At 59.4% G+C, this 19,558-nt stretch carries 18 protein-coding genes; 5 read left to right on the forward strand and 13 right to left on the reverse strand.

Annotated features, from left to right (window positions below):
- Position 1 precedes the first annotated feature (1 nt).
- The gene (locus tag P4G45_RS04120; protein ID WP_348268408.1) at positions 2 to 862 is read right to left on the reverse strand and encodes a menaquinone biosynthesis protein; all 861 of its coding nucleotides are present in this window, start codon (positions 860 to 862) and stop codon (positions 2 to 4) included.
- 56 nt (positions 863 to 918) lie between these two features.
- On the opposite strand from P4G45_RS04120, the gene P4G45_RS04125 reads away from it, so the two are divergent.
- The 5 genes from P4G45_RS04125 (at position 919) to P4G45_RS04145 (ending at position 6,409) form a co-directional block, all read left to right on the forward strand.
- Positions 919 to 1,131 carry a DUF3565 domain-containing protein gene (locus P4G45_RS04125; RefSeq protein WP_348268409.1) on the forward strand — a complete coding sequence of 71 codons (213 nt, stop codon included), beginning with the start codon at positions 919 to 921 and terminating at the stop codon, positions 1,129 to 1,131.
- Positions 1,132 to 1,282: 151 nt separating this feature from the next.
- Positions 1,283 to 2,470, forward strand: coding sequence for a DNA-processing protein DprA (dprA, locus tag P4G45_RS04130; protein ID WP_348268410.1), 1,188 nt, complete (start codon positions 1,283 to 1,285; stop codon positions 2,468 to 2,470).
- 212 nt (positions 2,471 to 2,682) lie between these two features.
- Positions 2,683 to 5,502 (forward strand): type I DNA topoisomerase, encoded by a 2,820-nt coding sequence (gene topA / locus P4G45_RS04135; RefSeq protein WP_348268411.1) that lies wholly within the window; start codon positions 2,683 to 2,685, stop codon positions 5,500 to 5,502.
- A gap of 29 nt (positions 5,503 to 5,531) precedes the next feature.
- Complete coding sequence (locus P4G45_RS04140) at positions 5,532 to 5,957, forward strand: hypothetical protein (RefSeq protein WP_348268412.1); 426 nt, start codon at positions 5,532 to 5,534, stop codon at positions 5,955 to 5,957.
- Between the two features lie 167 nt (positions 5,958 to 6,124).
- Positions 6,125 to 6,409 carry a DUF427 domain-containing protein gene (locus tag P4G45_RS04145; RefSeq protein WP_348268413.1) on the forward strand — a complete coding sequence of 95 codons (285 nt, stop codon included), beginning with the start codon at positions 6,125 to 6,127 and terminating at the stop codon, positions 6,407 to 6,409.
- 53 nt (positions 6,410 to 6,462) lie between these two features.
- On the opposite strand, the gene P4G45_RS04150 is transcribed toward P4G45_RS04145, so the two are convergent.
- The 12 genes from P4G45_RS04150 to P4G45_RS04205 form a co-directional block, all read right to left on the reverse strand.
- Positions 6,463 to 7,947 (reverse strand): ATP-binding protein, encoded by a 1,485-nt coding sequence (locus P4G45_RS04150; protein WP_348268414.1) that lies wholly within the window; start codon positions 7,945 to 7,947, stop codon positions 6,463 to 6,465.
- Positions 7,948 to 8,087: 140 nt separating this feature from the next.
- Entirely contained in the window at positions 8,088 to 9,116 is a 1,029-nt protein-coding gene (gene ilvC, locus P4G45_RS04155; RefSeq protein ID WP_348269213.1) for a ketol-acid reductoisomerase, read from the reverse strand.
- An 86-nt stretch (positions 9,117 to 9,202) separates the two neighbouring features.
- Positions 9,203 to 9,811 carry an acetolactate synthase small subunit gene (gene ilvN, locus P4G45_RS04160; RefSeq protein WP_348268415.1) on the reverse strand — a complete coding sequence of 203 codons (609 nt, stop codon included), beginning with the start codon at positions 9,809 to 9,811 and terminating at the stop codon, positions 9,203 to 9,205.
- 9 nt (positions 9,812 to 9,820) lie between these two features.
- Entirely contained in the window at positions 9,821 to 10,318 is a 498-nt protein-coding gene (locus P4G45_RS04165; RefSeq protein WP_348268416.1) for a hypothetical protein, read from the reverse strand.
- An 11-nt stretch (positions 10,319 to 10,329) separates the two neighbouring features.
- Positions 10,330 to 10,605, reverse strand: coding sequence for a hypothetical protein (locus P4G45_RS04170; protein WP_348268417.1), 276 nt, complete (start codon positions 10,603 to 10,605; stop codon positions 10,330 to 10,332).
- 13 nt (positions 10,606 to 10,618) lie between these two features.
- The gene (ilvB, locus tag P4G45_RS04175) at positions 10,619 to 12,373 is read right to left on the reverse strand and encodes a biosynthetic-type acetolactate synthase large subunit (protein ID WP_348268418.1); all 1,755 of its coding nucleotides are present in this window, start codon (positions 12,371 to 12,373) and stop codon (positions 10,619 to 10,621) included.
- 105 nt (positions 12,374 to 12,478) lie between these two features.
- Entirely contained in the window at positions 12,479 to 14,176 is a 1,698-nt protein-coding gene (gene ilvD, locus P4G45_RS04180; protein ID WP_348268419.1) for a dihydroxy-acid dehydratase, read from the reverse strand.
- Positions 14,177 to 14,252: 76 nt separating this feature from the next.
- Positions 14,253 to 14,891, reverse strand: coding sequence for a 3-isopropylmalate dehydratase small subunit (leuD, locus tag P4G45_RS04185; protein ID WP_348268420.1), 639 nt, complete (start codon positions 14,889 to 14,891; stop codon positions 14,253 to 14,255).
- Positions 14,891 to 16,327, reverse strand: a complete 1,437-nt coding sequence (gene leuC / locus P4G45_RS04190; RefSeq protein WP_348268421.1) for a 3-isopropylmalate dehydratase large subunit — start codon at positions 16,325 to 16,327, stop codon at positions 14,891 to 14,893. Before leuC ends, leuD begins: the two co-directional genes overlap by 1 nt.
- On the reverse strand, positions 16,324 to 17,016 hold the full coding sequence (locus tag P4G45_RS04195) for a hypothetical protein (protein ID WP_348268422.1): 693 nt from the start codon (positions 17,014 to 17,016) through the stop codon (positions 16,324 to 16,326). The genes leuC and P4G45_RS04195 overlap by 4 nt, the downstream gene beginning before the upstream one ends.
- 128 nt (positions 17,017 to 17,144) lie before the next feature.
- The gene (gene leuB, locus P4G45_RS04200) at positions 17,145 to 18,254 is read right to left on the reverse strand and encodes a 3-isopropylmalate dehydrogenase (protein ID WP_348268423.1); all 1,110 of its coding nucleotides are present in this window, start codon (positions 18,252 to 18,254) and stop codon (positions 17,145 to 17,147) included.
- A gap of 78 nt (positions 18,255 to 18,332) precedes the next feature.
- Entirely contained in the window at positions 18,333 to 19,508 is a 1,176-nt protein-coding gene (locus P4G45_RS04205; RefSeq protein WP_348268424.1) for a 2-isopropylmalate synthase, read from the reverse strand.
- Positions 19,509 to 19,558 lie beyond the last annotated feature (50 nt).

A 19,558-nucleotide genomic window follows, 5' to 3' on the forward strand; every position in this document is an offset into this window, starting at 1 on the left:
GCTATAGAAAGCGGAGCGCGGGCAGCGGCGGAAGAGCGTCGATCTCGGTGGCGTAGCGGCGGAAGATCTCCAGGGAGCGGATGCAGTCAGGTGTGAGGGTGTAGTGGATATTTTGGGTGAGATAGTGGCGAATGGTCTCGGCTGGAATGGGGAGACGAGGGGCCCATTGTTGGACGAGGTCGTCTGTGTGGACCAGTCCATGATCACGTGAGGCGGTGAGGTCTTCCGTGAGTTGGGCGGCGGTAATGTGGCTCACGCTCAAGGCTTCAGGCCGGACGGCCCAGACGGCTGCGACCCAAGGGAGGCCGGTGCGGATGTGCCACTCGTGGGCGAGGTCAATCCAGAGGCAGGGGCCGACGACCTGCTCGATTTGATTGCGGGATTCGAGTGCCAGCAGCGCCGGATCGCCGATGAGCAGGGCGGCATCTGTCTGCTGGAGCATGGCAATCGGGTCGGCGGGATGTTGGAGGAAGGCGGGGTTTGTGCCGAGAAACTTGCGGAAGAGGATCTCGGTATAAGCGAGCGAACTGCGCGAGGCGGTGTCGGCCGCGATGGTGCGAACAGCTTCGAGGGAGCAGGTTTGTTTGACTATTAGCTGGATGGAGCGGACGCGGTCGAGCGAGGCGATGGTGCATCCGGGGACGATCGCGAGATCGGGCGTAAGAGAAGCGATGGGGATGAGGCCAAGGTCGGCGCGGCCGCTGAGGAGTTCGTCGGCGCAGAGGGCGGGCTTGGTGTAATGAAGGCTATAGCGCTCGGCGAGCTTTGCCGCGAGAGGCGGATGCTCGAAGTCCCACATGAGAGGGGCTGGATTGAGAAAGTTGATGGCGGCTACGCGGACGGGATGGGATGATTTAGGCAAACTGAGTTGATCGAGGCAGCAACACTAGCTTAATAGATGTGGGCGGGAGGCTTTCGATGCAGCGTGCGATTGTTGGGTTCTATCAGGATGAAGAGGGCCACTGGGCAGCGAAGCTTGAGTGTGGGCATGGGCAGCACGTGCGGCACGATCCGCCGTGGATGCTGCGGGAGTGGGTGTTGCACGAGGAGACGAGAGCCGAGCGGATCGGGCGGTTGATGGAGTGTAAAAAGTGCGATGAGGAATTAAGTCATTCGCAGCACCGGCCGTAGGGTAGGATTCATGACGGTCGCAGAATTGCTTTGATTTGCCGTCTGGAGATAGGACTGGGGACGGATGAGCAGGTTGGGCCGGATATTATTTAGCGCCGCGATGACTGATCGTTGACAATGTGTTTCAAGGCTTGAGGGCTCGGAGGATTGGATGGGCTTGTCGCAGCAGAGTGCAGTGAAGGAAATATCACAGGAGCAAGCAAGGCTGGCGTGGATGGCGTTGACCTTGACGCCGGGATTGGGGCCGACGCGGATTGCAAGAGCAGTAAAGGCGTTGGGGGCGGCTGAGCGACTGTTTGAGATTTCGCTGACGGAGTTGGAAGCGACGGGGATGCCGGCGCAGTCGGCGCAGTTTATCTTCGACGGCAAAGCGAGGGAAGCCGCTGAGAACGAGATGCAGCGTGTGGCCGAGGCGGGTGGAAGTATTTTGACTCAGGCGGATGAAGCCTATCCGGAGCGACTGCGGGAGATCTACGACCCGCCGTCTGTGTTGTGGATTCGCGGGAATGTGGATCTACTGGCGCGACCGGGGATCGCCGTGGTGGGGACGCGGCATCCTTCGCCCTATGGTGCGGGGATGGCGGAGATGTTGTCGCGTGACCTGGCTAACCGTCGGCTGGTGATTCTGAGCGGAATGGCTCGCGGGGTGGACACGGCGGCGCACAAAGGGGCGATCGAGGCAGGCGGCAAAACGGTTGCGGTCTGGGGAACAGGGATCGACGTGATTTACCCGAAGGAGAATAAGAAGCTCGCGGAAAATATCGTGGCGTCGGGTGGAACGATCGTAAGCGAGTATCCTCTGGGGACGTTTCCCGCTCCACAGAACTTCCCGATTCGGAACCGGATTTTGAGCGGCATGAGCATCGGAGTACTTGTTATCGAGGCAGCCGAGTACAGCGGGACGCGCATCACGGCGCGGTGTGCGATGGAACAGAATCGCGATGTCTACGCCGTGCCGGGGAACGTGACCAACAAGAATGCCTGGGGGCCTAACACGCTGATTAAGCAGGGCGCCAAGCTCACGGCGACGTGGGAAGACGTGTGGGAGGACCTGCCTTCGCAGATACGGCGGCAGCTGGAGGATGAAATAGGTGCGTCAGGGGAGGATGAATCGAAACTCGCGGAGAGCGCATCTTTATTTAGCAACAAGCCACTGCCGCAGCATGAGCAGACGGTTCTGGACAAGCTGAGGCATGATGAGTCGATGCAACTGGATGACTTGATCGAGGGCCTGGAGGCGGAGTTGGGATCTGCTGAAATCTTTACGGCGCTGTTTGAGCTGGAGCTTGCCGGCCGGGTGAGGCAGTTGCCGGGCAAGAATTATGTGCGCTCGTTCTAGCGATGAACATTCTAGACAGGCTTCCGTGCTGGTAGGCGAGGCATACGTTATTGAAAAGGAACAGTCTATCGGGATAGCTTCTGCTCGAATTTTAAGTTTTGCAGAACCGCCGGGTTCGCATATTTCTGGCAACTCGTGTTAGGTTCGCATTGGAATCCTGCATCACGGAACGTTTTGTTAGGGTAGTGCTTTTTGGTGGACGAAGGGAACGAATGGCTAAATCACTTGTGATCGTCGAATCGCCGGCGAAGGCGAAGACGATCAATAAATATCTGGGCAGCGACTACGTGGTGGAGGCCTCGATTGGCCACATCATGGACCTGCCGAAGAACGACATTGGCGTTGAGCTGAAGAATCGGACGTTTGAACCGACGCTGATTGTGTCTCCGGGCAAGGAAAAGGTTGTAGAGCGGCTGAAGAAGCTGGCGGCGAAGTCGGACATGGTCTACCTTGCTCCCGACCCGGACCGCGAGGGCGAGGCAATTGCCGCGCATCTATCGATGCAGCTTCTACCGGTGATGAAGGACAGGACGAAGATCAGGCGCGTCACTTTCAACGAGATCACGCAAAAGGCCGTGAAGGCTGCGTTTGCCCATGCCCGCGATGTTGATGAGAACCTGGTGGACGCGCAACAGACACGGCGCGTACTCGATCGATTAGTGGGATATCAGGTTTCGCCATTGCTGTGGGACAAGGTGCGCCGCGGACTGAGCGCGGGACGGGTGCAGACGGTGGCTCTGCGGTTGATCGTGGAGCGCGAACTGGAGATTAACAACTTTGAGCCGGTCGAGTACTGGACGATCCATGCAACGCTGAAGCCGAGCCCGGACGGACAGGAGTTTATCGCGCGCTTTGTCGGGATAGATGGCGTTGCGGCGCGGGTTGCGAACGGCACGGATGAGACTGGGAAAGAATTGTTCATCGCCAGTTCGTTGCCGACGAAGCAGCGCATCGATGATGTCGTTGCCCAGCTTGAGAAGGCCAGTTGGTCCGTGCGTTCGGTCGAGCGCAAGGAGCGCAAGCGGAATCCCACAGCTCCATTTACTACCAGCAAGTTGCAGCAGGACGCTTCGAGCCGACTGGGCTTCAATGTTCGGCGAACGATGGGTGTGGCCCAGCGTTTGTATGAAGGCGTTGAGATCGGTAAGGAAGGTACGGTCGGTCTGATTACGTACATGCGTACCGATTCGACCCGCGTCTCTCCGGATGCGATTGTCGAAGCTCGTGAGTACGTTCAGAAGAATCTTGGCGCGCAGTATCTGCCTGCAAAGCCGAACGAGTACAAGAGCAAGAAGGATGCGCAGGACGCGCACGAGGCGATTCGGCCAACGAACGTTGCGTTTACTCCGGAGGCGATTCGCAAGAACCTGAGTGAGGAGCAGTACAAGCTCTACAAGCTGATCTGGCAGCGCTTCGTCGCTTCACAGATGGTGCCGGCGGTGTTCGATCAGACGACCGTCGATATCGCTGCGAAGGCAGACAAGACCTACGACTTCCGCGTGTCGGGATCGGTGATGAAGTTCGATGGCTTCCTCAAGGTCTATGAGCAGGTCGCGGAGAAGAAAGACGAAGACGAGGGACTCGACACCAAGCTGCCAGCGTTGAACGATGGGCAGGCATTGACGAAGCAGAAGGTCGATTCGGAGCAGAAGTTTACCGAGCCTCCGCCGCGCTATAACGAGGCTTCGCTGGTCAAGGTTCTGGAAGAACGCGGCATTGGGCGTCCTTCGACCTACGCGTCCATCATTAATACAATTCAGGACCGCGACTATGTGAAGAAGATTGGCGCGAAGTTTGTGCCGACGGAGATTGGCACGGTCGTTACCGGGTTGCTGGTGAAGAACTTTCCTTACATCTTCGACACGCAGTACACAGCGACGCTCGAAGGTGAACTGGATGCAGTGGAAGAAGGCGAGGAGCGGTGGACCGATCTGCTGACTGGCTTCTACGACCACTTCGAGAAGGAGCTGAAGGTCGCCAGTACGCAGATGGAAGACGTCAAGCGGATGGAGCAGGCGACCACCGAAGTCTGCGATAAATGCGACAGCCCGCTGATTCTGAAGTGGGGTAAGTTTGGCAGCTTCTTCTCGTGCAGCAACTTCACCAAGGTGAAGCCGATGACCGTGGCGCTGGGCCCGTGGAAGAAGGACGCGAAGGCAGTCACGAAGAAGGTGATGGCTGCATTCGAGTTTCCCATGATCGTGAAGGCGACCACGGAAGATGTGATCGAGTATTCGAAAGAGGTTGACGACGCGAAAGAGTTGGCAGCTTCGATCAATGCGGCGGCGGAGCAGGGCAAGAAGATAACCGTCGAGCCAGTGAGCTGCGACTTTACCAAGGAAAACTTCGCCGCCAAGCCGGACCTCAGCGCGCCGGGGGCGGACGATGTTCCCGAAGAAGAGTTCTGCGACAACTGCGGTCGAGTGATGGTGCTGCGCAATGGGCCGTGGGGGCCGTTCATGGCTTGCCCCGGATACAACGAGGACCCGCCTTGCAAGACGATTCGCAAACTGACGCAGAAGGTGCAGCAGAAGCCGCCTGTCCAGTTGGAAGAGATGTGCCCGAAGTGCGGCAAGCCGCTTTTGTTGCGGAATGGGCAGTATGGCGAATTCATCAGTTGCAGCGGATATCCGAAGTGCAAGTACATCAAACAGGAGCTGCTCGATGTGCCGTGCCCGAAGTGCGGTGGCGACATTGCCGTCCGCAAGACCAAGCGGGGAGATACGTTTTACGGTTGCGTGAAATACCCGAAGTGTGACTTTGCTTCGAATCTGAAGCTGGTAAATCAGGCTTGCCCCAAGGGAGATAGCCCCTATCTTCTGGAGGTTGCGAACGACAAGGGTACGTATCTGGTGTGCCCAAACAATCGCGAGGCGCTGCCGAAGAGACGAAAGAAAAAGGGCGCTCCGGAAGAGGAATCCACTACCCCGGAGTGCAGCTATGAGAAGAAGATTGGCGGCCCTGCTCCAACTCCGGTTGCGGAGAAGCCGGACCCCGAGAAGACCCGTCCTGTGATTGAGAGTGTTGCATAGTTGCAAAAATGAATAGCGATGGAGAATGAATGGCGACTGCGGCGGATGCGGAATTGGTGTTGCGGCTTTATGAGCTTCGGCGGGAAGAGACTTTGAGGAAGGCAAGACAATTTATGGTCTTCGACTTCCAGCCAAAGACTCTGGAAGAGTTACGAGCGGTGTCGAGGGATGTAAATTCGGAGCTCAACGCTGCCTGGCGACAGGTCCTGAGCTACTGGGAGATGACGGCTTCGCTGGTATTGCGCGGCGCGCTGGACGCCGACCTCTTTCTGGATTCTAACGGAGAAGGCATCCTGCTCTATGCCAAGTTTCACCACTTCCACGCCGAAACGGAGAAGCAGTCGGGCAATCCGTTCATGGGGCAGACGGCGGCGTTGATAGAAAAGTATCCGGCGGCCAAAACCTTATATGACGTCTTCTTGAAAAGGTTTGGCCCAGCTTCTTCGCCAGCCTAGCGGCTGGGTTTAGCCGCATCCCGCACAGTCTATCTTTGCTGCGCTTTCCTTTTCGGCATCGCTTCTGTTACAAATAGTTTGGTAGCTTTCAGGGTTCAGGCCCTCGCTCATAAGCCGTAACTGCGGCTATGAGCTGTAACTTCTTGAAAAGAATAAGGTAGCGAACAATGGCGAAGGCAGTATGGAATGGCCAGACGCTGGCCGAGAGCGAGACGTACGAGACAGTTGAGGGGAACATTTACTTCCCCGAAGAGACCGTCAAACGAGAGTTTTTGAGGCCCAGTTCGACGACCTCCAGTTGTCCGTGGAAGGGACAAGCGCGCTACTACACGATCCTCGTGGATGACCAGGAGAATCAGGATGCGGCGTGGTACTACCCCGATCCGAAGCCTGCAGCGCGAAATGTGAAGCACCACATTGCATTCTGGCGAGGCGTGGAAGTTACGAAGTAATTTGGGAGATCATGCGAGGGGAGAGGCTCCGGCTTCTCCCCTTTTTGCTTTAACTAATAAGCTTGTGCCTGGTCGAGCGGAAGGCGGACCTGGAAGCATGTGGCTCCGGGGTTGGATTCGACGGTCAGGAAGCCGGAATGGCGGCTGACGATGCGCTGGGCAGTATCGAGCCCGAGGCCAAGCCCGTGGCCGGGGGCTTTCGTGGTAAAGAAAGGCTCGAAGATCCGGGACTTGATGGCCGGATTGATCTCCGGGCCATTGTTCCAGACTTCGACGCTGGCCATGGTTCCGGTGAGGCAGGTACGGAGTCGAAGGACGCCGGGCTCGCCGCTCGATCGCATAGCCTCGATCGCGTTTTCGATGAGTGCGGTCCAGACCTGGCTGAGCTCGCTGCCGTAGGCGCTTATGGGTGGCAGCGCAGGGTCGAAGTCGCGCTCGACGGTGATGCCCTGCAGCCGCGAGGCGAACATCGCCAGGGTGGTCTCAAGGGACTGCGCAAGGTCGATGTCCTGAATGGGCGCCTGGTCCATATAGGAGTAGTCCTTGATGGCGCTGATGAGGTCGAAGATGCGCACCGTTGAGTCGACAATGGCCTCGGTCATGCGCTCGACGCGCAGGGAGCTGGCGAAGGTACTGATGGTGACCGGGACAAGCTCCGCCGGAGCGTGGCGCGCGAGATCGTCGAGGTGTTCGAGGGTAAGGCGCGTCTCGGAGAGCGAAGGTGCAATCGTCCAGGGATCGGGAACGTTGTGAGCGGCGAGCCATTTGGTGATCTGCTCCTCCCGATCGGAGGAGGCCAGCGGGTTCTGCGGCGCAACGGTCTCAGGGGAGTAGGCGGCCATGCTGGCGCGGGTGCGGATGACCCAATCTTTATAGCCCTTGGACTGCTCGGGGGTAAGACAGAGCGATCCCATAAGATACTTCTGGTCGCCGTACTTGCGCAGCTCGCCGAAGAGGCTCGCTGCCGAACGCTGCGCCGCCGACGCAGGATTATTAAGCTCGTGCGAGAGATTGGCCGCAAGTTTGCCCAGCGCGGCGAGTTTCTCGGCCTGCTGCTCCATGCGTGTCACTTCACGCACGCGGTCGAGCAGCACGGAGACACAGCGCTGTGCCATGGAGGGGATGGCGGCGAGCATCTCGGGAAATAGGGACTCGTGGATGTCGAGAACCCAGGTAGGTCCGATGGTGTAGCCGTCTCCGCCGTAGTTCTTCATGCGCGAGAAGGGCAGCTTGCCAGTCATCTGGCCGGCGCGGCCGATGAAGAGGGCCATAGGGCCGGAGTGCCGCCGGCGCACGTGGATCTCCCCGCGCAGGATGAAGACGAGGTGTGAGGTTGGCTCGCCCTCACGGAAGACGAGAGCATCGCTGTCGCTGATGCGCTCGGAGCCGTGCGTGGCAAGCCACGTGTATTCTACGTCCGAGAGCCCCGCGAGAGGACCGATGGTGCGCATCGCATCGAGGATCTGAGGCAGCGGCGTGGGAGTTGCAGGTGTGATGGGAACCAGGTATGGCTCGGCTTGGAGGGTCGCGGTTTCCATAGGGCGGGACTCCAGTTCTATTGTTATGGTAAGTCGATGCTGTAAAGTACGCGAGTCTTTATGTGCGGGTTCCCTTATTGAAATGTAAAGACGAAAGGCGGAGCAGTCAGCTCCGCCTTTCGTGTAATTGCGAACGGCGGTCAGGCCTTAACTACGGCTCCGTCTTTGACGACGACGGGGTCGAGGAACGGCATGGACTTACGAAGTTCCGCGCCGACCTTCTCGATCTGGTGTGCGGCTTCCTGCTTGCGGATGCGGGCAAACTCGTGACGGCCGGTCTCGTTCTCTTCGATGAACTTCTTGGCGAAGCTGCCGTCCTGAATGTCGTTGAGTAGACCCTTCATCGCCTTCTTGACCTCAGGAGTGACGATGCGTGGTCCGGCAACGTAGTCGCCCCACTCTGCGGTGTCCGAAATAGAGTGACGCATGTATTCAAGGCCGCCACGATACATCAGGTCGACAATGAGCTTCAACTCATGCAGCACTTCAAAGTAGGCAAGCTCCGGCTGATAACCAGCCTCGACCAGCGTCTCAAAGCCAGCCTTGACCAGCGCGGAGGTGCCGCCGCAGAGAACGGCCTGTTCGCCGAAGAGGTCAGTCTCGGTCTCTTCGGTGAAGGTGGTCTCGAGCACTCCGGCGCGGGTGCAGCCGATGCCCTTGGCATAGCTCAGAGCCAGCGCGAGCGCGTTGCCGCTCGCATCCTGCTCGACAGCTACCAGGGCGGGCACGCCGCCGCCTTCGGTGAAGACCTCGCGGACGCGATGGCCGGGAGCCTTGGGAGCGACGAGGGACACGTCAACACCAGCGGGGGGAGTGATGGTGCGGAAGCGGATGTTGAAGCCGTGCGCGAACATCAGCGTCTTGCCGGGGGCAAGGTTTGGCTCGATGTCGGCGTGGTAGACCTTGGCCGCGGTCTGGTCGGGCGTGAGGTTCATGATGACGTCGGCCCACTTCGAAACTTCGGCGACGGTGCCGACCTGGAGGCCCGCCTTGCGGGCGCGCTCGACGTTGGGGCTATCGGCGCGGAGACCGACGCGCACATCGACGCCAGAGTCCTTGAGGTTGAGTGCATGGGCGTGGCCTTGCGAGCCATAGCCGATGATGGCGACTTTCTTCGCCTGGATAAGAGAGAGGTCTGCGTCTGCGTCGTGGTATGCCTTAGCCATGATTGTGTTCGTTCCTTTAGGTTAATGGTAGCTCAGTGAATCAGTTGACGACTACGAATTGGGTGGATTTATTCGGTAATCGGGAAGTTTTAGTGCTCGTCAAATTCGTTGGGGATGATATCGCTCGTCGGCACAAGGGGAATATCGGCTTCGCCATTGCCGTTCGGCGTGCCCAGCGCCTTGAGCACGCGGCTGGTGTGGTGGCCGCGCCGCATAGCCATGCGGCCGGTGCGCGAGACCTCGAGGATGGTGTAGCCGCTCTCGCGTAATACCTGAAGCAAGCCTTCGATCTTCGACGAACTGCCGGTCATCTCCAGCATGATGGACTCTGGAGCGAGGTCGACGACGCGGGCGCGGAAGACCGTGGCCAACTCGAAGATCTGTGAACGGGACGAGAGTCCATTGGGCTCGCGTGGGCCTGCGGAGACCTTGATGAGGCAAAGCTCGCGAATAACGGCCTCGCTACGGCCCACCTCGTCGACATCGACGGTGATCTCCAGCTTGTAGAGGCTGGCACGAATTCGGTCGGCGGCGTGCTCCGGCGCCTCGCAGACGATGGTCATGCGCGAGGTGTCGGTGCGCTCCGACTCTCCGACCGTCAACGAGACAATGTTGATGTTGAGGCGGCGAAACAGCGAGGCGACGCGGGTCAGCACGCCGGGTTTATCTTCAACGAGGGCTACAAAGGTGTGGAGCATGGAGACCTTTCAGTTCGGGTTCTGATCTGAGTGGGGCAAGGAGTTAGCGGGCGGTTTGGGATAAGTCGGAATATAGGTTTTGGGAATCTCGAACAGGATGAGTTCGCCTGGTTTGGCCTTTGGCCGGGCGTCGCTGCAACGGTTGCCGGTGGTGATTCCATTGCTGTGAATTTCGGCGATGGAGTAGTTGGTGTAAAGCTCGCCACGCGAACGGCAGTCCGCATACATGTTCGAAAGGATACGGATGATGGTCGCGTTTCCGGTCTTCACGTCGATAATGCCGTTTTTGTCGGTGGGCATGGCGACTGATCCGATCTGGTCCACTCTGAGGGCCACGTTGAGCTGCTCGTCTGTGACGGGGCGGTTCGTCTTTGCGTTGATAATTTTGATTTTGACACTGTGCGTTTGTGTCTTTGCGAAGGCCGGTGCCAGCGCGAGTAGGAGCAGGAGCGCGGCTGCTCGGATAGGTTTGCCGGATTTAGTGTTTACTTGACCTGGGATATGCACATGAATGCCTTTTAGTGGGGCAGCGATTTCTTGGATCGCATTCGGAAAACAAGTAGGGCAAATAAAGCAAACAACACGCAGTCGAAAATTGTGGCAAAAACGAGAAATGCAATACCGTGAGCCGACTCTATACCTTGCGGGAAAAACAGCGCCGCGAGAAGTGCGCCTGGCAACAAAACCATGGCGATGCTGCTGAATCGCTCTATTGAAGCTATCGCTGCAAGGATCGTTACAGAAGCTATTCCAATAAGAGAGGCCCAGCCGAGTTCTGCCCTGTTGACGGACATAATTTTGATCTAGCTACTCATCCTCCGCAGTCTCAAGCAGTGGATCCTTTGTCGGCCTGCGAACCATCTCATGCAGAGCAGCGCCCGGCGCGATCATCGGATAAACCCCATCCTCTTTCTCGACCTGAAAATTAATCAAAAATGCCTTACCGCCGGTTCGAGCTTTTGTAACTGTGGGGATTACATCCTTGCGCTGGCTCACCGTTGCACCTGCAATCCCATGTGCTGCGGCCAGCGCAACGAAGTCGGGCGATAGGATGGGGCTGGCGGCGTAGTTCTTCTCGTAGAAGGCCTCCTGCCACTGCCGCACCATGCCGAGGAAGCCATTGTTGATCACCGCAATGTTGATGGCCAACCCCTCCTGCGCGATGGTCGAAAGTTCAGAGGCCGTCATCTGGAAGCCGCCATCACCAGCGATTACCCAGACGTCTTTCTCAGGGCAGGCTACCTTGGCGCCGATTGCTGCGGGCAACGCAAATCCCATCGTGCCCAGGCCGCCGCTGGTGACCAGCGTGCGCGGAGAATCGTGCTTGTAATACTGCGCCTCCCACATCTGGTGCTGACCTACGTCGGTCACGATGATGGTCTGGTCGGTGCGACCAGCGGCCTGCGCCTCGCGCCAGATATCGTTGATGACATGCGCGGCGTACAAATGGCCATTGTCGGGCAGGTTGATGATGTCGCGCACAGAAGCGTCGCCCTTCATGGCGTTGACGGCCTTGATCCAGCTTGCATCGGACTTCTTCGGCATCAGCGGCAGCAACAGCCCAAGCGTCTGGCGAAGATCGCCGATCAGCGCCACGTCTACCTTGACGTTCTTGTTAATCTCGCTGGGGTCGATCTCGATATGGATCTTCTTCGCGTTGGGGGCGTAGCTGGCGAGGTTGCCGGTAACACGGTCGTCGAAGCGCATGCCGAAGGCGAGCAGCAGGTCGGCCTGCTGAATCGCGTTGTTCACCCACGACTCGCCGTGCATGCCCATCATGCCCAGCGACAGGGGGTGGTGCGTCGGAAACGATCCAAGGCCAAGCAGCGTGCTGGCCACCGGAATCTGCTGGCGCTCGGCAAAGGCGAGCACCTCGGCCTCGGCTCCCGACTGCGTGATTCCGTGACCTGCGAGAATGACTGGACGCTTGGCCGATTGAATCAGTTCGATGGCCTGCTTGATCGACGAGCTTTCGGCGCGGAGCATCGGATGAGGACGATGCGGTGCTGGCGCGGCAGCTTCGAAGTCGAAGGTGGCCGTGGCCTGCTGCGCGTCCTTGGTGATATCGACCAGTACCGGACCGGGGCGGCCCGACTGCGCGATCTGGAACGCGGCGCGGATCGTGGGCGCGATATCTTCGGCGCGCGTCACCAGCCAGTTGTGCTTCGTGATGGGCATGGTGATGGCGGTGATGTCCACTTCCTGAAACGCGTCGGAGCCAAGCACCTTCGAGGAGACTTGTCCCGTGATGGCCACCATGGGAATGCTGTCTAGCATGGCCGTGGCGATGCCGGTGACGAGATTGGTCGCACCGGGCCCGCTGGTGGCGATGCAGACGCCGGTCTTGCCCGAGGCGCGGGCGTAGCCGTCGGCCATGTGCGACGCTCCCTGCTCATGGCGCACGAGCACATGGTGAATGCTGGGAAACTTACGCAGGGCATCGTAGACGGGAAGAATCGCTCCGCCGGGATAGCCGAAGACTTTATCTACGCCTTCGCCAGCCAGCGTGGCCCAAACGATCTCGGCTCCGGTAAGTTGCGGGTGCTGATTTTTGTCTGCCATGTTGCCCTCCATAAGTTTTGTTGCCCTGTGAAACGATCCCAATAAAAGATTGCTAAATTTCAGCTTTGTTACGGGCACGGTCTCAGCCGTGCCCATAACAAAGTGCTAGGTCGTGACAGCGCCTTTCGATGCGCTGCTTACGGTGTTGGCATATTTGGCGAAGACTCCGCTGTTGAAGTGTGGCACCGGAGCTTTGACAGCTTTGAGACGAGCAGCAATCTCCTCCGCTGGAACTTCAAGCCGCAGTTCGCGGTTCGGAATATCGAAGGTGATGGTGTCGCCTTCGTGAACTGCCGCAATCGGTCCGCCGAGCTGAGCCTCAGGCGCAACGTGTCCCGCCATCAGGCCGCGTGTAGCACCGCTGAAGCGTCCGTCGGTAAGCAGTGCGACCGTCTCCGAAAGCTCGGGAATGCCTTTGACCGCAGCCGTAACCGCCAGCATCTCGCGCATTCCCGGCCCTCCGCGTGGCCCTTCGTAGCGAATGACGAGAACATCGGAAGGATTGATCTTGCCCGACTCAACCGCGGCAAAGCAGTCATCTTCGGAGTCGAAGACACGCGCCGGACCCTGATGAAAGAGCCGCTCGTGTCCAGCCACCTTGATGACGCAGCCTTCAGGAGCAAGATTGCCCTTGAGGATGACCAGGCCTCCGGTCGGCTTCAGCGGCTTGTCCCAGTTATGAATCACAACCTGGCCCGGCGTCTCGTGCGCAGCCTTGGCCTCTTCATGCAGCGTCTTGCCGGTGACCGTGATGGTGTTGTGCAACTGTCCGCGCTCCATCAGCCGCTTGGCCAGCAGGCGCGATCCACCTGCCTCCTGATAGTCCTTCGCGTTGTATTTTCCGCCCGGCGAGAGATCGCAGATGAACGGAGTGTGCTCGCTGATCTTGTCGAAGTCCTCCATCGAGAGAGGAATGTTCAGCTCGTGAGCGATGGCGATCAGGTGCAGCACAGCGTTGGTCGATCCGCCCGACGCACAGACGGCGGCGATGGCGTTCTCGATGGACTTGCGGCTCATGATCTGGCGGGGTGTGATGCCCTTGCGTGCAAGGTCCATGACCAGACGGCCAGCTTCACGCGATGCCTCGTGCTTCTCCGGCGACAGGGCGGGAACGCCGGTGATCTCGATGGGCGAGATGCCGAGGAACTCGCCAGCCATTGCCATGGTGTTGGCGGTGAACTGGCCGCCGCAGGCCCCGGCGCCGGGACAGGCCGCGGCTTCGAGGGCTTCTAGCTCGTCGTCGGTGATCTTGCCGGCTGCGTGGCTGCCCATGCCTTCAAAGACGTTGAGGATGGTGATGTCCTTGCTCGTGCCGTCGGGTTGCTTGAGGTGGCCGGGGGCGATGGAGCCGCCGTAGAGCATGAGGCCGGGGATGTCCAGCCGCGCGAGCGCCATGATGGCGGCGGGCATGTTCTTGTCGCAGCCTGCGATGCAGACGAGGCCGTCGAAGCTGTTGCCGCGCGCGACGAGTTCGATCGAGTCGGCGATGACCTCGCGGGAGATGAGCGAGGCCTTCATGCCTTCGGTGCCCATGGTGATACCGTCGGAGATGGTGATGGTGTTGAACTCCATCGGCGTGCCGCCGGCCTCGCGGATGCCCTGCTTGACGGCCTCGGCGATCTTGCGAAGATGGAAGTTGCAGGGGCCGATCTCGGTCCACGTATTGGCGATGCCGATGATGGGCTTGTGCAGGTCTTCCTTGCTGAAGCCTACGCCTCGCAGGTAGGAGCGCGCGGCGGCGCGGGACGGGCCTTCGGTCAGGGCGATGGAATTTTTCTTTGCGGGATCGAGTTCGTTGCTCAAGATGTCAGCCTTTCAGGGGTATCGAGTTAGCGAATCGGCTAGCCAGCGAACCGGCGAGTCAGCGTTATGGTGACTATTAGGAAACGGTTGCGGCCTTGGGTGCGGACCAGAAGTCTTTATTGTGTTTGGATTCGAAGGCGTCCAGTTCGGATTCGTGGCGCAGGGTGAGGCCGATGTCGTCGAGTCCATTCAGCAGGCAGTATTTGCGGAACGGGTCGATGTCGAAGTGCGCGTGGAAGCCCTTATCGTCAGTGACGGTCTGGGCTTCGAGGTTGATGGTGAGCTTGTGCTCAGGGTCTTTGGTACAGCGGTCGAGCAGCGTCTGTACATCCTCTTCGCTGAGGCGGACGAGGATGATGCCGTTCTTGCCTGCGTTCGAGAAGAAGATATCGGCAAACGTGGGCGCGATGACGGCGAGGAAGCCGTACTGGTTGAGCGCCCATGCAGCGTGCTCGCGCGAGCTGCCGCAGCCGAAGTTCTTTTCGGCGATGAGGATCTTTGCGCCCTTGTGCTCGGGCTTGTTGAGGACGAAGTCAGGCCGCTCCTTCACAACATCGGGCGTTTCGGAGTCATAGCGCCAGTCGAAGAAGAGGAACTCGCCGTAGCCGGTGCGCTCGATGCGCTTGAGGAACTGCTTAGGGATGATCTGGTCCGTGTCGATGTTGGGCAGCGGCAGAGGGACAGCCTTCGAGGTGAGGACGTTGATGGGTTCCATTAGCGGGAGCCTCCTTCGCTCTGCTTCCACTTGCGGATGTCGGTGAAGTGGCCGGTGATGGCGGCTGCGGCGGCCATCTCGGGGCTTACGAGATGGGTGCGGCCACCGCGACCCTGGCGGCCTTCGAAGTTGCGGTTGCTGGTCGAGGCGCAGCGTTCGCCGGGTTGCAGAATGTCGGGGTTCATGCCGAGGCACATGCTGCAGCCGGGCTCACGCCATTCAAAGCCTGCGGTCTTGAAGATGGCGTCGAGACCTTCCTGCTCGGCCTGATGCTTGACCGCCTGTGAGCCGGGGACGACCAGGGCGCGTACCTTGGTGGCAACGTGATGGCCCTTGACGATAGCAGCGGCGGCGCGAAGGTCTTCGATGCGGCCGTTCGTGCAGGAGCCGAGGAAGACGGTGTCGATCGCGATCTCTTCCATCGGCGTGCCGGGCTTGAGCGCCATGTACTCGTACGCTCGCTCGAAGGACTTACGGTCGGCGTCGGTCCTGGCTTCGTCGAGCGTGGGAACGCTGGCGTTGATGGTGGTGGTCATGCCGGGGGATGTGCCCCAGGTGACTGCCGGTGCCAGTGAGGCTGCGTCGATGTGAAGCTCGCGGTCGAACGTTGCGCCTTCATCGGTGGGAAGCGTGCGCCAATGGGCGACGGCCTCGTCCCACGCAGCGCCAGTAGGAGAGAAGCGGCGCCCTTTGAGGTAAGCGAATGTGGTCTCGTCGGGAGCGATCATGCCTGCGCGAGCGCCGGCCTCGATGCTCATATTGCAGATGGTCATGCGGCCTTCCATGGAGAGGGCGCGGATGACGGAACCGGCGTACTCGACGGCGTAGCCTGTGGCTCCGTCGGTACCGATCTTGCCGATGATGTGGAGGATGACATCCTTGGCAGTGACGCCGAAGGGAACCTCACCGTCTACGGTGATGCGGAAGGTCCTGGGCTTGTCCTGCGGCAGGGTTTGCGTAGCCATGACATGCTCGACCTCGGAGGTGCCGATGCCGAAGGCCAAAGCGCCGAATGCTCCGTGGGTGCTGGTATGGGAATCTCCGCAGACGATGGTCATGCCGGGCTTGGTCGCTCCCAGCTCGGGCCCGATCATGTGAACGATACCTTGCGAGGCGTCCTGCACGTCGAAGAACTCGATACCGAACTCGGCGCAATTTTTGCGCAGCGCGTTGACCTGCGTGGCGGAGATCTGGTCGACGATGTGAAGCCGGTCATATGCGCTTGTGGTCGGAACGTTGTGGTCCACCGTCGCGATGGTGCGGTCAGGACGGCGCAGCTTGCGGCCAGCCATGCGCAGCCCATCGAACGCCTGCGGCGATGTGACCTCGTGGACGAGGTGCAGGTCGATGTAGAGGATGGTAGGCTCGCCCTCGGGCTCGACGACAAGATGCTGCTGCCAGACTTTTTCGAATAATGTTTTGGGTGCTGTGCTCATGATTTGGCCTTTGCTTCAGGTTGTTGCTCGATGGTGTTGGCTCCGATGGCCGTTGGCTTGATCTGATGCGGCTTGCCGTCGGGGTCTACAAGAATGGCGTTGGATATGGTTTGAAGAATCTTGCTGCCAAGTGGTGGCTCGGCTGTCCAACGAGCGATGCTGTGCGTCAGCGCAGCAGGAATATGGTCGGGGTCAATTGCATTGTTGCTGAAAACCCAAAGAGTGTATTCGGCGCCGGGCTGGTCAGGGGTTTTGTTCTGCTGAATCCAATTAATGGCGGCGAAGACAACGAGCGGATGAGGAGCGCCGAGATCAACCCAGAGCAGGCCGCGGTCCGCGCAGAAGCGGAAGACGCAGCCAGTGATGGAGAGGTAGCGGTTCTGGTCGGCGATAACTTTGCCGGGAACGGAGAGGAAGTCGAGGGCGGTTTCGGCGAGTGACTTGGGCTTCGGTCCGGTCTGGCTCCAGAAAGTCTGTGGTGCAGTGAGATATTGGGCCAGGAAAGGTTCGAAACGTGGATCGAGGACGAGAGCGTTTTCGCGACCTTCTGCTGGCGGCGGCCCGTATTGCCAGAGCCATTCGACATTTGCTTTGGGCTTCTTTTCTTTGTGTTTGAATATCTGCGCGTTCGTGGCCACTGCTCCCGTGATGAGGAGGAGAGTGGTGGCGAGTTGGAGGTGACGGCGCATTGGTTGCGAACATACCTTAGGGCTAAGCCCTCGATCTGTGCTGGCTTGACTGCCAGGGCTGAAGCCTTGGCGTACCCAGAAGTAAAAGCAGCTACAAAGAACTCTCGTCAGGATAAGAGAGCGCGGTTCTATACACCGTGCATGGACTGGCGGCGGTCGATGGATTCAGCCAGTGCCTGATGGACCCGTTTGCCCATCTCCTGAGTGGTGACGGTTTGCTGGCCGGACATGTGGCCACGGGCGATGTCTGCGGTGCGGTAGCCGGCGTCGAGCACCCTGTGGACGGCCTGCTCTATGGCTCGGGCGTCCTGCTCGAGGTTTGCCGAGTAGCGCAGAATCATTGCGGCCGTAAGAATCGCGCCAAGCGGGTTTGCCTTGCCGGTTCCCGCGATATCAGGAGCGCTGCCGTGGACTGGCTCGTACAGATTAACGGCGCCGCCGATCGTGGCCGAGGGCAACATGCCGAGCGAGCCTGTAATGACTCCAGCCTCGTCGGAGAGGATGTCGCCGAAGAGGTTTTCGGTGAGCACAACATCGAAGTTACGCGGGATGTTCATGATGTGCATCGCCATCGAATCGACCAGCTGATGCTCGAGGGTCACGTCGGGGTAGTCCTTGGCCACTTCAGTAACGGTGGCGCGCCAGAGTTGGGAGACTTCGAGGACGTTCGCCTTATCGACGGAGGTAACTTTCTTGCGGCGTTTGCCTGCAAGCTCGAAGGCAACGCGAGCTACCCGGACAACTTCGTCGCGAGTGTAGCGCATGGTGTTGACAGCTTCGTTGGTTTCTTTATTCCAGGAGCGCGGCGTGCCGAAGTAGAGACCGCCGAGCAACTCGCGGACGAAGAGGATGTCTACGTTCTCTGTGACCTCGGGGCGCAGCGGAGAGCTGGCGCTGAGTGCCTTGTAGGCGATGGAAGGGCGCAGGTTAGCGAAGCCGCCAAGGGCCTGGCGAATCTGCAGCAGACCAGCCTCAGGGCGCTTGTCGGGAGTCAGCGAATTGAACTTATTGTCGCCTACCGCGCCCAGCAGCACAGCGTCGGAGTCCAGGGCAGCATCGAGCGTGGCTGTGGGAAGCGGGGAGCCGGTCTCTGTGATTGCGATTCCGCCGATGAGACCGTCGACGAAGGTGAAGTCGTGGCCGCCAAGTTCGGCTACTGCTCGCAGAACGTTCGTCGCTTCACGGGTAACTTCGGGGCCGATGCCATCGCCGGCGAGAACTGCAATTTTGAGACGCATACTTTGTACCTCAGGGGCTAAAGCCCATCGTTGTTTGAATAATTTTGGCCCAGCTGAATCCGTGCCTTTTAACACAACTTAGTGCGTAGCAACTGCGGATTTTTCCGGTTGCAGCAGACCCAAGAGGTCCTGGTCGTAGATAGATTTTTTGCGGTCAGCCAGCTCCGTAAAGCGGTGATAGACCTCGTCGAGTTGTTCGCGAGTGAGCGGATGCCCCAGCTTCTCAAAGCGTTCTACAAGGGCGCGGCGGCCGCTGTGTTTGCCCAGGACAAGGTTGGTGTTGGCAACACCAACTGAAGCTGGCGTCATGATCTCGTAGGTCAGCGGATTGGCCAGCATGCCGTGCTGGTGTATGCCGGACTCGTGCGCGAAGGCATTGGCTCCCACAACGGCCTTGTTTGGAGAGCAGCCAAAGCTGATGACCTCAGCGAGCATCTGGCTGGTCGGGTAGAGCTGGGTCATGTTGATGTTATGGCTATAGGGGAAGCGGTCGTGGCGCACCATAATCGCGGCTGCGATCTCCTCGAGAGCGGCGTTTCCGGCGCGCTCGCCGATGCCGTTGATTGTGCACTCGACCTGCCGCGCTCCGCCCTCGATTCCAGCGAGTGAATTTGCCACGGCCATGCCGAGGTCGTCGTGACAGTGAGTAGAGAGAACTACCTTTTCGATGCCGGGAACCTGGGCTTTGACCGTGCGGAAGATGTTGGCATATTCCTCGGGCGTGGTGTAGCCGACGGTGTCTGGAATATTGATGGTGGTGGCGCCAGCCTGGACTGCGACGGTGATCATCTTGAGCAGAAACTCAGGGTCGGTCCGGGTCCCGTCTTCAGTGGAGAACTCGACATCGTCGGTGAAGGTAAGGGCGAGGCGAACGGCTTCGGCGGCTTGTTCAAGCGCCTGCTCGCGGGTGATGCGCAGCTTGTATTCGAGATGGAGGTCGGAGGAGGCGAGGAAGAGGTGGATGCGGTTGCTGGGAGCGGGCTCGATGGCGCGGCCTGCCGCTTCGATGTCTTCGCGCTTACAGCGAGCGAGAGAGGCGATGCGGGTGCCTTTGACCTCGCGGGCGATGGCCTGGACGGCCTTGAAGTCTCCGTCGGAGGCAATGGCGAAGCCGGCTTCGAGGATGTCGACGCCGAGGGCCACCAACTGATGCGCCATGCGCAGCTTTTCATCGTGATGCATGGTGCAGCCGGGCGATTGTTCGCCGTCGCGGAGGGTGGTGTCGAAGAAGACGATCTTGTTTGGGTCAACCATAGAAGTTGGCACTCTCAATCTGGACTTGATCATAATGCAGGCTTATGATG

It is taken from the genome of Edaphobacter paludis (genome assembly GCF_039993895.1).
Taxonomy (GTDB): domain Bacteria; phylum Acidobacteriota; class Terriglobia; order Terriglobales; family Acidobacteriaceae; genus Edaphobacter; species Edaphobacter paludis.

Coding starts and splice junctions, on each gene's coding strand:
- P4G45_RS04125 (WP_348268409.1), top strand. CDS start 919: ATGCAGCGTGCGATTGTTGGGTTCTATCAGGATGAAGAGGGCCACTGG.
- dprA (WP_348268410.1), top strand. CDS start 1,283: ATGGGCTTGTCGCAGCAGAGTGCAGTGAAGGAAATATCACAGGAGCAA.
- topA (WP_348268411.1), top strand. CDS start 2,683: ATGGCTAAATCACTTGTGATCGTCGAATCGCCGGCGAAGGCGAAGACG.
- P4G45_RS04140 (WP_348268412.1), top strand. CDS start 5,532: ATGGCGACTGCGGCGGATGCGGAATTGGTGTTGCGGCTTTATGAGCTT.
- P4G45_RS04145 (WP_348268413.1), top strand. CDS start 6,125: ATGGCGAAGGCAGTATGGAATGGCCAGACGCTGGCCGAGAGCGAGACG.
- P4G45_RS04150 (WP_348268414.1), bottom strand. CDS start 7,947: ATGGAAACCGCGACCCTCCAAGCCGAGCCATACCTGGTTCCCATCACA.
- ilvN (WP_348268415.1), bottom strand. CDS start 9,811: ATGCTCCACACCTTTGTAGCCCTCGTTGAAGATAAACCCGGCGTGCTG.
- P4G45_RS04170 (WP_348268417.1), bottom strand. CDS start 10,605: ATGTCCGTCAACAGGGCAGAACTCGGCTGGGCCTCTCTTATTGGAATA.
- ilvB (WP_348268418.1), bottom strand. CDS start 12,373: ATGGCAGACAAAAATCAGCACCCGCAACTTACCGGAGCCGAGATCGTT.
- leuD (WP_348268420.1), bottom strand. CDS start 14,891: ATGGAACCCATCAACGTCCTCACCTCGAAGGCTGTCCCTCTGCCGCTG.
- leuC (WP_348268421.1), bottom strand. CDS start 16,327: ATGAGCACAGCACCCAAAACATTATTCGAAAAAGTCTGGCAGCAGCAT.
- P4G45_RS04195 (WP_348268422.1), bottom strand. CDS start 17,016: ATGCGCCGTCACCTCCAACTCGCCACCACTCTCCTCCTCATCACGGGA.
- leuB (WP_348268423.1), bottom strand. CDS start 18,254: ATGCGTCTCAAAATTGCAGTTCTCGCCGGCGATGGCATCGGCCCCGAA.
- P4G45_RS04205 (WP_348268424.1), bottom strand. CDS start 19,508: ATGGTTGACCCAAACAAGATCGTCTTCTTCGACACCACCCTCCGCGAC.